This window comes from Phycisphaerales bacterium, assembly GCA_016716475.1.
Lineage (GTDB): Bacteria > Planctomycetota > Phycisphaerae > UBA1845 > Fen-1342 > JADJWG01.
In genome coordinates, this window is the sequence record JADJWG010000001.1 from 1,575,863 (window position 1) to 1,591,522 (window position 15,660).

The following is a 15,660-nucleotide window of genomic DNA, read 5'->3' on the forward strand; positions in this document are numbered from 1 at the left end:
GCGGGTGCTCTGGATCATGAATCAGCGAGGATGAGCGATGACAAGGATGCTGCTGACGGTGTTGTTCGCAGGCGGTCTGTTCGTCGGGACGGGTTGCGTGGGGACCCAGGGTCTGGGCAGTGACGTAAACGCGGAACAACGCATCTTCGGCGACTTCGAGCTGGCCGGGCACAACCAGTATCGGCGCATCCTGCCCGGCTCACGCGTGCGCCATCTTAAGATCGCGGGCAACAACAACCGCGTTGAAGTCATGGAAGACGTTACCGTCTACAAGATCGAAGCGTGGGGCAACGGCAACGAGGTCAGTCTCCCGTACCACTTGCTCGAGGTCCAGTTCAACTCCGTCGGCAGTAACACAGTCGTCAATCGTCCGGCACCGCCGCGCGCGGACTTTGGGCTGCCACCCGCCCAGCCGGCCTGGACACCGGCACCTTCCGCGGCTCCAACTACGCCACCGCCCAGCCAGCCGTTGCCCCCTCCAGAGGCCGATGACATGCCTCCGGTTGACGCCAACGACTTCGAATAGGTCCGATTACCGTACGCGAAGCACCACGCACACGGCACACCGCGCCCGGTTCCACATGCCGCGGTTCGGCGCATCCAGCGCTCCGTGCAACCGCAATACAGCCGCGTGAGCATTGCTCCGCTCACGTGGCCGCCAGTCGCTGGTAGTCCGGTTTCCCTTTCCCACGCAATTCCACCGCCCGCGGCATTCATCTTGCCCCTTAACCACCCGATACCGTCGAGTGCCGCGACTACGTTTGCGCGGCCGGTATAACGGCGTGCCCCCGGAGGACCGCCATGGGAACGATCACATCCGGTGTCGGGCTGGTAACCGGCATTGATTATCAGGCCATGGTCGAGCAACTCATTGCACTCGATGCCCGCCCGCGTGACCAGTTGCTCAAGCGCGTCGCGAACCTTGGGGCGCAACAAACGGCCTTTCTCGACATTTCTGCGCGAGTGACCGCCCTGCTGAACCGGGTGGACACGCTGGGGCGCGCTGCAACCTTTCGCACGAACAAGACCACGTCATCCGCGCCGGCCCTGCTGACTGCCATCAGCAGCGCCACAACGGGACCAGGGTCGTATCAATTCATCCCGCGGGCGCTCGCCACGACACACCAGTTCGTGAGTCGCGGTTACAACAGTCGCACGGCGCCGCTGCCCAGCGGCACTTTCACGATCGAATCGGCACAGGCCCGGGTGAATTCGCACACGCGTCTGGATGAACTCAACGGCCACACCGGGGTTCGCCGCGGCTCGTTCGAGCTCATCAACGGTCTCGGTGCCAAAGCCCAGATCAACCTGTCCGAAGCGGTCACATTGGGCGATGTGCTCTCGCAGATCAGTGCGGCCGGTCTGAACGTCACCGCGGAGGTGCTCGATGACCGTCTCGTGCTGACCGACCAGTCGGGAGGCAGCGGTCCCTTGCGCGTCGTTGAGCTCGCCGGGGGACGCACCGCCGCAGACCTGGGTTTTTCTCCAGGCACCAACACCAGCAGTTCCGGCCGACTCGAAGGCAGTGGTGTTTTCTACCTTGCCGCAACGTCACCGCTCAGCGCGCTCAACGACGGCCTCGGCATCGCAAGCGGAAGCTTCGGCAACGACTTCCGCATTCTCAGCGGCGGTCAAACCCTGAACGTCGAGTTGTCCGCCACTCTCAGCAACAGCACGCGGCTTGGTCGGCTGAATCACGGGCAGGGGGTGCGCGACGGTACCATTCGGATCACGGCGCGTGACGGCACCACCGCCGAAGTGAACCTCACCGGCAAGCGCACGATCCATGAAGTGCGCACCGCCATCCAGGGGGCCTTCGGTGACGAGCGCATCAGTGTCACCGTTACGGGCAGTCGCCTGGTCGTCACGGACGACAGCGACATCAGCAATCTTCCCGCAGGCCAGGTCACTCCGCTCAAGATCGAGGACGTCACGGGCTTTGCCGCCCGCGACCTGGGTATCGCCGGAACCGCCACGAACAATCGCATCAGCGGATCGGATGTTCTGCACATGACCACGTTGGGGGACGTGCTTACCGCGATCAATTTCGCCACCGGCAACGAGGATGCACAGGGACAGCGGATCGTGACGGCCGGCTTGCGTCCCGACGGTCGCGGTCTGCAAATGGTCTCGGCGGACAACAAACTGTCCATTGAAGTCACCGATGGCAGCGCTGCGGCCCGCGCGCTTCGCGACCTGGGTTTCGAGTCCGGCGATCATGACGGCACCGTGACAGGCAAGCGCCTGCTTGGCGGCCTCAACACCGTGCTGTTGCAGACTCTGCAAGGGGGCCGCGGCCTCGGCACCGGCACCATGACCATCACCGCCAACGGTCGTACCGCCACGCTCGATTTCTCCGGCGCAGAAACACTGGCTGATGTGGTTCGAACGCTGAACGGCGCAACGGATGCCGACGGCCAGTTGCTGGGAATTGAAGCCGACTACAGCGGCACGGGCACACGGCTGGTGCTGCGAAACGCGACCAATGGTTCGCCCCTGACGGTCACAGGCGCGTTCGCTGAAGCGCTCGGGCTTGCCCAAAGCGGGTACCAGATCACCGGTGACAACCTGCAACGCAAGTACCTGTCCGAGAACACGAGTCTGAGTTCGCTCAATGGTGGGCGCGGAGTCAATCTCAGTCGCATCAAACTGACCGGATCAGACGGTGTGCCCGCGACCGTGGATCTGCGGAACGGCTCCATTCGCACGCTCGGCGACCTGATCGACCAGATCGAATCGGTTCACAACGGTCTCCGCGCCCGCATCAACGACACGGGCGACGGCCTGCTGATTGAAAGCCGCAACGGCGGACTCCTGCGCATCGAAGATGATGACGGTACGGCGGCACGCGATCTGAACATACGTGGGACCTCGAACGAGGGTCACATCAATGGGGCGTTCGAGTTCCGCTTCACCGTCGGCGGCGGGGACACGCTCGAGTCGATCGCCGCACGCATCGGCACCGAGACCACACTCGCACGGGCGAGCGTTCTGAACGACGGCACCGGGTTTGCCCCCTACCGGATGTCGCTGACAGCGGCCGTGAGTGGCCTGGCGGGCAGTCTGCTGATCGATGATCCGAATGACGTCCTGGGCGTCACCATGCTGACCCAGGCCCAGGATGCCCGCGTGTTCTTCGGCGGCAACACCGGCACCGGCGTCCTGCTCACCAGTTCCACCAACACCTTCAACGACGTGGTGGACGGCTTGAGTCTCACCATACACAGTGTCGAGAACACGCCTGTAACCGTGCAGATTGATCGTGACCAGTCCGGGCTGGTCAAGGCGGCGCAGGATCTTGTAAGCGATTATAACACGCTGATGCAGCGGGTGCGGGACGCGGGGAAATTCGACGAAAAGAACCAGGCACTGGGCATCCTGCAGGGCAACAGCACACTGCGCATCATCGAGACACGGCTCTACAGCGCCTTTACCAGTCTGAAGTTCACCGGCGCTTCCTTCGAGCGCCTGCGTGATCTCGGAATCGAGGCCGACACCGGTAACAAGCTCAAGTTCAACGAGGAGAAATTCCGCAGCGCGCTCGAGCAGGACCCCGATGCCGTCGAGCGCTTCTTCACCGATGCCGACAAAGGTGTGTCCAAAATCCTGAACGAACGGCTCAAGCAGATCAACGACGACAGCGGGCTTATCGGCCGCGAAACCGGCACCATGAAATCCCGCACGGAACTGCTCAATGAGCGCGTGACCGTTCTGAATGAGCGGCTCGAGCGCAAGCGGACCCGGCTACTGCGGCAGTTTCAGGCCATGGAGTCGGCCCTGTCCTCGATGCAGAGCCAGCAGACGGCCCTCGCGAACCTCTCGCAGCTCCAGTTCAATACGATGTCTTCGCAGCGCCGTTGAGAAGGCGGTGTCGGAGCCGCGCGCTGCGCTAAGCCGACACCGGCAAGCGGACGATACAGCGGGTATGAGCTACTCGAACGCCTCACAACAATATCTCAAGAACGCGGTGCTTACCGCGACGCCCGAGCAGCTCCAACTGATGCTGTACGACGGCGCCATCCGCTTCGCCACGCGCGGCCAGGAAGCCCTCGCCGCCAAGGATCGCACCGCGGCCTTCAACGCACTCGAGCGGGCCCAGCGCATCATGCTGGAGCTCGCCAACGGTATTCGGCGCGACGCGAACCCCGATCTCGCGGACCGCATGGCAGCCGTCTACAACTTTGTTTATCGCCGCCTCGTCGATGCGAATCTCAACCAGGATGCGGCGACCGTCACAGAAGCCCTTCAGATTCTGCGCTACGAACGCGAGACCTGGTTGATGCTGATGGAGCGACTGCAACAGCAGGCCGGCGCCGCCAAGGCCGCGGTCGTCGCCGCCGCCACGCAACGCAGCCCCGAACCGGAGCCCGCCAACCCCTCCGGCTTCGTGCCGGACACACGCCCGAGCACGAACCATCCCGCGGCCGGTTATGCCGGCCACAAACGCCCCACCTTCTATCCGGGCACTTCCCCGCATTCTGCCGGCTTCTCGACCGAGGGGTGAGTCGCGAGCAGCCGTTGGGCCAGCTCGGCCGCTGCCATTCGCAACTCCGGTACCGCCGTGTGCTCCCAGTAGTCTCCCTTGCGCATCGGTCCCACCACGAATACCCGACCCTCACCACCTGGGGAGTTGCTCCACAGTTCCCCGTCGGATGCGGTGCGCACACCCAAACCCAATGGATCGGCCTCCGCCCATCCGCGCGCCAGCAAATTCTTCCACAGTGGCTCCTCGTAGCGCTGCACGTCAGATTCCGGGCCGGTGCAATTCACGACCCTGGCCACACGCCACTCATCCATGTGCGCTTGCCCGCGTGGCTGTACACTTACAACGAGACCGTCGGCATCGGGACGCGCCGTTATGATCCTGCCTGCGACCACCCGCAAACGCCTCGTTGCACACAGTACCGCAATGGCAGCTACAACCTCTGTCGGGGCGCGGTGACGATGCACATCCCAATATGGCCGGACATGTCGCAAGAACCGACTTCGCTCAGCCATGGGTAGCGACTGCCAAAGCGGCGCGGTGTGCGGCCGCAACGCGGCAATGACGTCCCGCCAGCCGACACCGCGTTCCGCAGACCGTCGCACCGTACTCCTGACCGCCCGCAGGAGCGCAAGTGCCGTCCGCCGGGCCTGGAGCACTTCCGGAATGGGCGGCACTGTGTCCGCATGCGGGCTTGGATCGTGGGGTTGGGGTAGGAGCCCGTGGCGCGATACAGCCACCAGTGGCCCATGGTGGCCCCGCGCCTCCAGATCCAGCACCGCATCCAACATGGTGAGACCTGTTCCGACCAGCAGTAGTGGTGCATCGGCGGACAATCCATCCGAGGCGTTGGACACCCAGGGATCACGCACGTAGCGTTCGGGAGAGAGTGTGCTTGCGCCCGGCCACGGCTCCCGCGGGGGATTGTTCCCGGTGGCAAGAACGACGCGATCTACTGTGATTAACGTGTTTGAATCCAGTCGAACGTTCATCTCACCGGTGGCACTCGTAGGGAAGATGTCTTGCACACGCGCGGCAACGCGTTCGACCACCCGGCCGCCGTACCGCCCGAGCAACTCGGCCAGATACTCCCCATACAGCGCCCGGGATGCGTAGGTGTGCGCGGTGAGCGTCGCCTGGCGCTGCTGCGCCCAGCGCACGAAATCATCGGGCGCATCCGGCCATGCACTCATCCTCCCCGCCGGCACATTAAGCAGGTGGCGATCGCACTTGGTGCCGTACGCGACGCCTTGACCCCACCGTCCGCTCGCATCGATTAGGAACACACGCAGGGGTAGCGCGCTGCCGGCCTGCCGTGCAAGCTGGACGGCGGTCAACGTACCGGAGAACCCGGCGCCTACAATCGCAATTCGCAAAGCCAATGCCTCATGCCTCCCGCACGGCACGGAGGCGGCTCGACGGCATGGGAATCACCCTTGCGCGCCTCGGCGGAGAATCGATCTCATCGACCTCCGTCGCCGACACCGGCACGATCTGCTCGCGCGGGTAAATTTGCATGCCGCTGAGCGGAGGAGAGTACACATGCAGCGTGACCAGGGGCCGCGCCGGTCGAGACCAATTGGCAACCAGGTGAATGTCGTCGTCAGATGAACTGACGACCGACCCGGCCGGCAGGCGTTGATACGTGGCTGCCCGCAACGGACCACCGGGTGGGCCCCCGAAACATACTTCCGTGGCCTCACCGGTGAGCACAGCCACCGCGCCGCTGGAGCCACGATGATCGTGAACCGGGCTGTGCTGTCCAGGCCGCCAGCAAAGTAGCAACGCCTCATAGTGAGGACGACGACGCAGCAGGTTTCGACGATACGTGCGCGACCCAAACCGCAGCCACGGCCGCATTTCCAATAGGTCGGGTCGTACCGAGCGAAGCAGGGCGGCCAGAACCTCCGCCTCGACCCGACCTTCCACAGCGTCCAACTCGGCCAGCAGGTCAGCCACTCCCCGCCGCGTGGCCGGCGCTGCCGTGGCGGCCCCGTACCGCAACCACTCGCTCTTTCCTTCCCACTCCGAAGAGCCCATGCCACCACCGATGGCTGCAAAGTGGCTGATCTCGTCGCAGTACCTGGCCAGTGGCATCGTCGGCAGCGCGTGCTCCCCGGATTGTCGCGGGTTATGCCGCACTCGATTTGAAACTGAGTTTTTCATGAGGCGCAGGACTTGCATGGATCATACCAGGAGTAGTCCGTTGGCTTTGATTTCTCCAACACTTGAATGCACAACAGGTTACAAACAGAACCCGCGGTTTGTTTTGGCAATGACCTTGCAGACAGCCGACCCATATGATAGAAAATCCGTGATATGACACAGAATAACTTGGATAGCACTCTGCTGTTGGCAGTGTGGCGCGAAGCGTGTCGGCACTCCGAGGTGCATGTGTGCACCGCACAGATTGTTCGCTTGCTTGCCGCCCAACTGCCGGTTGCACAACTCATTGTGCGGCGACTGAATCTGAGCCAATCCATCCTTGAGACCGTGGCAGCCGCGTCGATCCACACCGGCGCCATCCCCCCGGGCCGCACAGATCTTTCACCCGAGGACTTGCGACAATTTCTTGCCTGGTGTGGTTCCGAACCGGCAACGCGGAGCACCGCTGAGCTCCCCCAAGCTGTACGGCGCGTCAGCGCGCCCAGCATGAAAGGAGCTGTTCACATCGGAGCCCTGCGTGGCGCCGAGGGCCCAACCGGTGTTCTGATTTTTGTCGCGGATGCGGATCGCAATTTCAGCGCGCGTGACTTACCCCTGCTCGCAGCTTTGCTGGAGCCCTTCTCGGTAGCACTCGAAAATGATCGGCGCCTGCACGAAACCTCACAGTCTCGCGAGGTTGCCGAGGCAGACCGCCGTACGTTGCTCGCGAAACTGGGTCGTAGCGATGTGGGCACGATCGTCATTGGTGAGGAAGCCGGCCTCCGCCCAGTGATGGAGCGTGTGCAGCTCGTCGCCCCATCCGACGTGCCGGTATTGCTGCTTGGTGAAACGGGCTCCGGAAAAGAAGTCATTGCCCGCGCCATTCACATGCGCTCGTGCCGCGCACACGGCCCCTTCATTCGCGTGAACTGCGGCGCCATCCCTCCGGAGCTGATCGACACTCAACTGTTCGGGCACGAGCGCGGCAGCTTCACGGGGGCCACCGACACTCGTAAGGGATGGTTCGAACGGGCTGACGGCGGCACACTCTTCCTCGATGAGATCGGCGATCTTCCCCTGGCTGCCCAAGTGCGCTTGCTGCGCGTCCTGCAGGATGGCTACTTGGAGCGCGTTGGCGCCCAGCAGGTGATGCATGTGGATGTGCGGGTCGTGGGAGCGACTCACCGCGATCTTGCGGCCATGGTGCGGGCGGGGACCTTTCGGGAAGATCTCTGGTATCGAGTGGCCGTCCTGCCGATCCCGATTCCACCACTACGCGAGCGACCGGAGGATGTACCGGTACTTGCCCGCTACTTTGCAGAAAAAGCCGCTACGCGATTTGGGTTGCCACTCGCGCTGCCTACCGCCAGCGACATTCAGGAATTACTGGCGTATTCCTGGCCCGGCAATGTACGTGAATTCGCCGCAGTAATCGATCGCGCTGCTCTGCTTGGAAACGGCCGCCGACTGGAAATCCGCACAGCGCTGGGCGCCGCCCCTGCCCCGCGCGGCGCGCCGCCCCCCGAACCTGACTACCATGCACCGGAGATCGGAACGTCGCTGCCAGCCCAACAGTCGGCCACCCACGGGGCTTCGCTCGATGGGCTCATGCGTCGTCACATTGAGGAAGCCCTATGGGCTTGCCACGGACGCGTAGAAGGCCCTTTTGGAGCCGCCGCACGGCTCAGTATCAACCCGCACACGCTGCGATCACGAATGCGAAAACTCGGCGTCGACTGGCGGAGCTTTCGCAAGACCGGCACTTGAGACCACACAGCGTGACCGGAAGCTATCTCAATCCCCCTCGTCGCTTCGAGCCGAGGTCCGGAGAGGGGTCTTCTTCATGTGAATCTCGACCCACCACCACCTCCTCCCTGTGAAAGCGGGGAGGTTGGGGGATTGCTGCTACTCGATCCGCACCGCCGTGCCACTCACGCTCACCATCAACATGCTGCCGTTGGCACCGATGGTCTCGTAATCCAGGTCGATACCCACCACACCATTCGCACCCAGTTCGGCCGCATACTCGCGCAGTTCCGCGAACGCGATCTCGCGGGCGTTGCGCAGCTCCGATTCATAAGCCGCTGCGCGGCCACCCACCACATCACGGATCTGGGCGAAAAAATCCTTGAAAATGTTCGCACCCAGAATGGCCTCGCCCGTCACGATGCCGAAATAGGCCGTAATGCGGCGACCTTCGATCTGCGGGGTTGTCGTCAGGATCATGTCCGGTTGCTCCTCGCACGGCACGCCGCATTCACCTCGCACGAGTTGGCACTGCGCACCGTCACACTGGGCCATTCTAACGTGCTAGAGCGCTGCCGGCTCGAACTGGGAACGCAAGGGGGCCTGCGAGAGTCCATCCAAACCCTCCAGCAGATCCTCCACCAGGTCCGCGGCCGACTCGCAGCCCGGACTCAGCCGGACCAATTGATCCGACAAGCCGAGCGCAGCGCGTGTCTCCGCCGGAATCGACGCATGGGTCATCGTGGCCGGGTGGCAGATGAGCGACTTCACTCCACCCAGACTCTCGGCCAGCGAGAAGTAGCGCCGACCGGAGACAAAACGCACCACTTCCTCGGTCGTGCCACGCAACTCGACCGACACCATGCCGCCGAAGCCACTCATCTGCAGCGCCGCGATCGCATGCCCGGGATGATCGCGCAGTCCGGGGTAATACACACGCGCCACCGCCTTGTGCTTCTGCAGAGCGGCTGCAATCGCGGCCGCGTTCTCGGCGTGCCGCAACACCCGCAACTCCAGTGTCTTGATCCCTCGCAATGTCAGCCAGCAATCGAATGCCGAGGGCGTGCCACCGGCGGCGTTCTGCAGGAAGCGAATCGGCTCAAACACGGCGCCATCCCTGGCCAGTACCGCGCCCTGAATGACATCCGAATGACCGGCCAGATACTTCGTCACACTATGCACGACCAGGTCGGCCCCCAGCGCGAACGGCTGCTGAAAGAGCGGCGTCGCGAAGGTGTTGTCCACGACTACCAGGGCGCCGCTGCGGTGCGCACGTTCGGCGAGCGCGGCGATATCGTAGATCAGCAGCCGTGGATTGGTCGGCGACTCAACCCACACCAGCCGCGTGCGTTCAGAAAGTGCTGCATCGAGCGCATCCAGGTCGGTGTAGTCCACCACCTTCACACCGTGGCCTTGCGGCGCATATACCCGGTGTAGAAGTCGGTGTGTGCCGCCGTAGACATCCGGGGGCACGATCACTTCATCCCCCGGGCGCAGCAGCCCCTGGAAGAGCGTGTTCTCGGCACACAGACCGGATGCGAACACGGCCGCGTGCTCCACCCCTTCGAGCGCCGCGAGCACGGCTTCGAGACGCGTGCGCGTCGGGTTGCCGGTCCGCGAGTAGCAATACCCCTGGTTCACTCCCGGGGCCTGCTGCTCGTAGGTCGTCGTCTGAAAGATCGGCGGTACGACGGCACCGGTCTCCGGCTCCGCGGGTTGAAAGGCGTGAATAGTTTTTGTTGCGAATTGCATGGAATCACCTCGTCGAAATCGGGGGCGGGGGAACAGGCCAGGACCTTTGCTGCGCTGGCATTCTTCCGCTCCCCGGCCCTTGGTTCTCTCGGCACCCTTTGCTGTCAGTATTTTGATCCTAAGCGACCAACTCGGCGCGCAGCTCCGGGATGACGACCGTCTGGCGTCCGGCGGGATCAAGACTGCGCACCACCACCGGTAACCCCGAGCGCCCTGCGACCTCCAGCGCCTGGGTCTGTACCAGATCGCAGCCCGCTGCCGCCATGCGCAGTGCGGCCGCACTGCTGATCTCCGCAAGCGGACAGGCGTCGGGGAACTGATTCGGATCGCGGTCGAAGTAGCCGGGCACGTCTTTCACGAGCTGACAGGTCCGCGCTTGCAGGCCCACTGCCAACAACACGGCCGTCAGGTCAGAGCCACCCCGCCCCAGCGACACCAGCGTACCCTCCGGCGTACGGGCGAAGAAACCGGGCACCACGACAACTTCCGCCGTGCGGAGGCGGCGGCGCACCGGGACCGGGTCGATTTCCACTGCTGCCGCCGCGGCTGTGCCACGCTGCACTGCATCAGAAATAGTCCACAGCAGACCACACTCGTGCGCTCCAAGGCCACAGGCCCGCACGCCGAGCGCATGCAGGCACAGTGTCAGTCGGGCAACCGACTCCACCTCACCAATGGACCACAACAGATCTAGCGCGCGTGCCTCGGGCTCAGGACAAAGTGCCGTGGCCTCAGCAAGCAGCCGGTCCGTCATTCCGTGCCGCGCGGACACCACGGCTGCAATGCGCTCGTGCGGCCGAGACGCGAGCTGCGACCGCAGCGCCTGCGCACAATGGACATAGGCCGCATCGTCCGTCAGCACGGAACCTCCCAGTTTCACTACCACCAGCGGTTGTGGTGCGCTCGACATCTTTACTCCTCCACCACGGGATACGTCCGCACCCCTACGCTGTCGGTTGACAGGCGCACCGACAGGGCCTCCACCTCCGACTGCGACTTCGCCGGCACCAGCGCTACCACGCGGACCCGCCCGGATGCCATCGGGATTTGTCGCACATAGGTTGCGCCGGCCCCCTGCACCCGCACCGCAACATCGAGTGCACTCACGGCGTTGACGGCTACGCAGGTCACGAAGTAGCGTGCCTGCAGCGCAGCCAAACGCGGCACCGGTGCAGCACCCCCCGCGGCCTCACTGGCTGCGCCCCCATTCGCAAACACCTCGATCACATCATCGAGCAGTGTTGCGGCCGTGATCTCGGGCCCCGCACCGGGACCGGCATAGAACAGCCGGCCAATCGCACGACCCGCCAGCACGATTCCGTTCTCCGCCCCCTCGACCCGTGCGAGCGGATGACTTCCCGTCACGAAGGCCGGTCCCACGTATGCCCGCAAAGTGCCCTCCGTGAATTCAGCCGAAATCACCGGCTTGATTCGACCTCCAAGCGCCGCCGCATCGGCGAAATCTTCGGGGCCGAGCGTATCAATTCCGACGGGCATCAGCGCTGCGAGCGGCACCTCGGCTCGGCCGAGTTCGCGCAGCAGAACAACCAACTTCTCCGCCGCATCCATCCCGCGCACATCCTTGGCCGGATCGGGCTCGGCGTAACCCAGTTGCTGAGCCCGTGCCAGCGCCGCCTCAAAGCTGGCTCCATCGCGCTGCATGGTGGTCAGGATAAAATTGCTGGTACCATTGACGATGCCAGTCACCCTTTCCACCCGCGCTGCCAGCGGACGCGCCGCATGTGTCCCCACAAAGGGCACCCCCGCGACAACACTCGCCTCAACACGCAACGGCACATGCTGCTGCTGTGCAACTTGCCGAAGCACGGCGCCATGCTCTGCAAGCAGCGTCTTGTTCGCCGTCACGACTGGTACACCCCGCTGAAGATAGGCGCGCACCAGTTCAAAGGCCGGCTCCACGCCGCCGAGGGCCTCGACCACCACATCCACCCGTTCCGCAACAAGTTTCTGCGACTCGCCGACCAGGTGTAATCCGGTCGGCAATTCACCGCGCGCCCGTTGGGGATCGCGCACCAGCCCAAGGATCGGTCGCAACACGAACCCGCGCTCCGCGAAGGCCGTCGCCCATTCGATGCAACCGCGTGCGACGGCCTGTCCCACATTCCCCACGCCCAGCAGCGCGATGCGAATTTCTCGCAACACCCGGCGCTCCGCCAAACTGCCGCGGCGCGCACACGCACTCTCGGCGTCATCCTGCGGGACAATCCGATCTGCCGTCGCATTTGCCATCTTCATTCCTCCGCCGCATAGGCGCACCCTCGCCGGGCCCGGCACTTGCGGGCGAATACACGCCCCAAGTCCTATCCATGGACCGCGGCGTGACACACTCGGCGACCACTCAACACCGGCAGATCATGGGTTTGCACCAGCGAGCGGTCTGTTTGTCTCGGGGGAAAACATGCGGCATGGGACGCGACCGGGTTCCAGCCGCGCGTGCTCCGACAGTTTATCTCTCCCGATCTCGGGCAGGAGGAAGCACCTTAGTCCGCAGTGACCAGGTTGCTGTGGCGTCTTCGGGCCTGTTCCCTCAGCCACTCTGGATAAACGCTTTCATTCCGCGGGGAACCCGCGAAAATGAACAGGGCAAGTATTGAGTTTCCCGGCGCGAATGTCAAGCAGATTCTCGTTTTTCCGCACAGGACATCCTGGCGGGGGGCGGTGCCACCCTGGCCCGAGATCCACGGACCTCAAAGTGCACATGCAAACTTGGATGCGCCTGCATCCGATTGGGAGAGGACCGTCGCAAACCTGGCTGCGGCCTACTCACCCGTAAACTCGAATTGAAAAAACGCGAAGTCGTACAAGTCAATGTCCCCATCGCGATCAAGATCAAAGGCCGCAATACAGGCCCCCGGTGTCAACCACACGGGGTCGCCCGCCTGACCCGGTCCCGTGTAGCAGTCCAGCAGGTGCAGCGCATCAGTTAGGTCGATCCGACCATCCTGGTTCAAGTCGCAGGTGCATAGCACGCGCGCGAATGCCGCGTACGCATCCATGATGCCGTAGCCGCGCACGTACGCCGGATCGTATGTGCCGTAGGCGACATAGTAACTGGCCGTAGTGATCAGGGCTTCACGTACTTGGGCCACGGTCCAGTGTGGATGGGCCTGTAAGAGCAGAGCTGCCACGGCCGCAACTTGCGGAGCTGATAGCGAAGTACCGCTGGCCTGCACGTATTCGGTGGTTCCATTCGTGTTTACGCTACGCGTTCGCACACCGTGGGCCAGCACCTCCGGCTTTACTCGCTGGTCTGCCGTGGGGCCCTTCGACGCGAAGCTCGCCGTGGCCCCGGCCGTGTTGACGGCGGAAACCGTAAGAACTTCAAACGCGTCACCCGGGGCGACCAGCGTCGAAACTTCGCCGTCGTGGCCCATGTTTCCCGCTGAAGTGACGCACACGACCCCGTTTGCCGTTGCTAGGTTCACCGCGATCGTTGTGACGGCGGTCAAACCGTCGAGGTCGGCCTGCGTATACCAGTCAATGTACCCGAGGGAACTGGTCACGACATCCGCACCCTGTGCTTCGAGCCATTGCAGTCCGGCCACGTACCAATCCTCTTCGAGCGGAGCTTCCTGGGTTACGTCCTCGGTTTTCGCAAGCAGGAACTCCGCGTCGAACGCGGCCCCGACAAAGTCACCCGGCGCATAGCCCGCGAGCGTCCCCAGAATCAGTGTGCCATGGCGATGCTGGTCCGCGTGATCCCCCTCTTCAATGCCGACGTTCGGGTCAGCGTTGATAAAGTCGTATGCCCCGCGCACCAGCAAGGGGCTTTGCGGATGATTGAACGCCACGTGATCGATGCGATAGCCGGTGTCGAGCACCCCTATGACCATGCCCCGCCCAGTGAAGCCCAGGGCATGGAGCGCCGGCAGGTTAATCACCGCGTGCTGGTTGGCCGCGAGGCCATAGAACGCGTCGCGGGCGGCGGCGGGCGGCACATCCTCAACGCGCTCAAGGGGCACCGCCGCCGGGTGCATGGCCCGTACCGGCTCGATGCGGCGGACATGTGGCAGGGCCGCGATCACCGCTAGTGTTTCTGGCGGCACGCGCGCACTGACGGCATTGAGCCACTGGCTGGTCGTGCGGAGATCCGCGCCGGCAAGCTTCACGGTAGCCAAGTAATGTGACGGCACCGGCCAATCGCGGTGGTCCAGCAGCCCGGGCACCTGTCTTCGTAAACGTCTTCGTTCGAGCGACTTCTGTGTAAGGTGCTCGGCCGCATCCGGTCCGCCCGAGGTTGTAAACGGTTTGTCGGAGAAGTAGATCCACACCGGCGGAAGGGGCAGCCCCAGGGACACAAATGCATGCAGTTCTGGATGCAGCTTCGGCGCCAAATATAGTCCTATAATATCAATGTTATTGTACGAATGAAAGGCGTTATCCCCTGGCGCATTTGAAATCAATGGAGCAATCGCCAGCAGGGGCGGAAACCAACTCCACATACAGTGCCAGCTCCTCACCGGAATTGAAGGTTGGGGCGCACCAAGTCGGAGTTTGAGAACCGACGGCAACCTGACACAGACAATCATTCTATGGCCATGGATTATCCGTTTGCAGCACGACAGAGCCCCCTCAAACCCGTTAAATATTACAACGATTTTTGTTATAACAAATTTATCCCACGTGAAACGCCGTTTTCAATCTAGTCCGTCACATGGTCCTAATCACCCCGAAACACCCCGGCTGCATACCCAACCACGTTCTCAGACGCCCGGCCCGTTACCCTCGCACTTGTTGCGTGCTCCAGGAGTTCAAAACGCCCCCACCCAAGCACATTCGCCGCCGCGACAAGAGCAGCGACCGCGCCAGCACCGCACGCATTGTGGTGGGTCTCGGCCTCGATAACCACACGATCCGCCGCTAATCTCTCCACTGCAAACAGAAACCTGCGGTCATTCACTTCATATGCCCATTGAGACCCGGCCGGACCTTGCCCCGCTGGTTGGAAGCGATAATTCGGTCCATAATGCGTCAGATCTGTGGATGCCACCAGCGCAATCTGACGACCAGATTGTCGCACAACCCCCGCACACCACTCTCCTATCGCCACCACCTGTGCACCGAGCGGCACACCTACTGGAACAAACATCACCTCTGGTAACAAGTGCTGCAATAACGGTAATTGGACTTCGATCGCATGTTCCTGTGCGTGGCTCTCAGGCCGAACCATGAACAGGTCCGACATCCGTAGTGCGCTCAGGATGTCTTGGTCCATTGGCAGCACACCCAGGGGCGTCGACCACCCCTGCGAAGTATCCAAGAGCGCCACCACGGATTCTTCTCGATGCACCGCCCCAAGGATGATTACAGTTTCCGGCTTGGCTGCCGTGATTGCCTGCCAAGTGCGGAGTGCAATCCGCCCACTGTACCGCCATCCCGCGTGAGGGACGATACCGCCCCTTGCCGACACCGGCACCGGCAATCCCACTGCCATTGCCTCGATCTCTGCCCGGCAAACCCTTGGTTCCCCCGGATAAAACAAGCCGGCGAAAGCGGGCGCGCGGATGGCCACT

Annotated in this window: 12 protein-coding genes and 1 riboswitch; of the genes, 4 read left to right on the forward strand and 8 right to left on the reverse strand. The window is 63.1% G+C overall.

Features of this window, described 5'->3' with window-relative positions:
- The first annotated feature begins 37 nt into the window (after nt 1-37).
- From IPM18_06440 to fliS, 3 genes are all read left to right on the forward strand, one after another.
- Nucleotides 38-526 (forward strand): hypothetical protein, encoded by a 489-nt coding sequence (locus IPM18_06440; GenBank protein MBK9119227.1) that lies wholly within the window; start codon nt 38-40, stop codon nt 524-526.
- 275 nt (nt 527-801) lie between these two features.
- On the forward strand, nt 802-3,861 hold the full coding sequence (gene fliD / locus IPM18_06445) for a flagellar filament capping protein FliD (GenBank protein MBK9119228.1): 3,060 nt from the start codon (nt 802-804) through the stop codon (nt 3,859-3,861).
- Nucleotides 3,862-3,925: 64 nt separating this feature from the next.
- Nucleotides 3,926-4,504 carry a flagellar export chaperone FliS gene (gene fliS / locus IPM18_06450; GenBank protein MBK9119229.1) on the forward strand — a complete coding sequence of 193 codons (579 nt, stop codon included), beginning with the start codon at nt 3,926-3,928 and terminating at the stop codon, nt 4,502-4,504.
- On the opposite strand, the gene IPM18_06455 is transcribed toward fliS, so the two are convergent.
- Nucleotides 4,456-5,859 (reverse strand): FAD/NAD(P)-binding protein, encoded by a 1,404-nt coding sequence (locus IPM18_06455; protein MBK9119230.1) that lies wholly within the window; start codon nt 5,857-5,859, stop codon nt 4,456-4,458. The genes fliS and IPM18_06455 overlap by 49 nt on opposite strands.
- Nucleotides 5,860-5,869: 10 nt before the next feature.
- Nucleotides 5,870-6,523 (reverse strand): cysteine dioxygenase family protein, encoded by a 654-nt coding sequence (locus IPM18_06460; protein ID MBK9119231.1) that lies wholly within the window; start codon nt 6,521-6,523, stop codon nt 5,870-5,872.
- Between the two features lie 279 nt (nt 6,524-6,802).
- Between IPM18_06460 and IPM18_06465 the strand changes: the two genes are divergently transcribed.
- Entirely contained in the window at nt 6,803-8,395 is a 1,593-nt protein-coding gene (locus IPM18_06465) for a sigma-54-dependent Fis family transcriptional regulator (protein ID MBK9119232.1), read from the forward strand.
- 138 nt (nt 8,396-8,533) lie between these two features.
- Here the strand turns inward: IPM18_06465 and IPM18_06470 are convergent, their stop codons facing one another.
- The 6 genes from IPM18_06470 to amrB all read right to left on the reverse strand — a co-directional run bounded on the left by IPM18_06470 (nt 8,534) and on the right by amrB (nt 15,659).
- The gene (locus IPM18_06470) at nt 8,534-8,854 is read right to left on the reverse strand and encodes a heavy metal-binding domain-containing protein (protein MBK9119233.1); all 321 of its coding nucleotides are present in this window, start codon (nt 8,852-8,854) and stop codon (nt 8,534-8,536) included.
- An 84-nt stretch (nt 8,855-8,938) separates the two neighbouring features.
- Entirely contained in the window at nt 8,939-10,126 is a 1,188-nt protein-coding gene (locus tag IPM18_06475) for an aminotransferase class I/II-fold pyridoxal phosphate-dependent enzyme (protein MBK9119234.1), read from the reverse strand.
- A 118-nt stretch (nt 10,127-10,244) separates the two neighbouring features.
- Entirely contained in the window at nt 10,245-11,036 is a 792-nt protein-coding gene (locus IPM18_06480) for a hypothetical protein (protein ID MBK9119235.1), read from the reverse strand.
- A gap of 2 nt (nt 11,037-11,038) precedes the next feature.
- Nucleotides 11,039-12,376 carry a homoserine dehydrogenase gene (locus tag IPM18_06485; GenBank protein ID MBK9119236.1) on the reverse strand — a complete coding sequence of 446 codons (1,338 nt, stop codon included), beginning with the start codon at nt 12,374-12,376 and terminating at the stop codon, nt 11,039-11,041.
- Nucleotides 12,377-12,590: 214 nt separating this feature from the next.
- A riboswitch (SAM riboswitch) is annotated at nt 12,591-12,694 on the reverse strand.
- Between the two features lie 212 nt (nt 12,695-12,906).
- Nucleotides 12,907-14,481 carry a S8 family serine peptidase gene (locus tag IPM18_06490; GenBank protein MBK9119237.1) on the reverse strand — a complete coding sequence of 525 codons (1,575 nt, stop codon included), beginning with the start codon at nt 14,479-14,481 and terminating at the stop codon, nt 12,907-12,909.
- A gap of 326 nt (nt 14,482-14,807) precedes the next feature.
- Nucleotides 14,808-15,659: an AmmeMemoRadiSam system protein B gene (gene amrB, locus IPM18_06495; protein MBK9119238.1), complete on the reverse strand. Its 852-nt coding sequence runs from the start codon at nt 15,657-15,659 to the stop codon at nt 14,808-14,810.
- Nucleotide 15,660 lies beyond the last annotated feature (1 nt).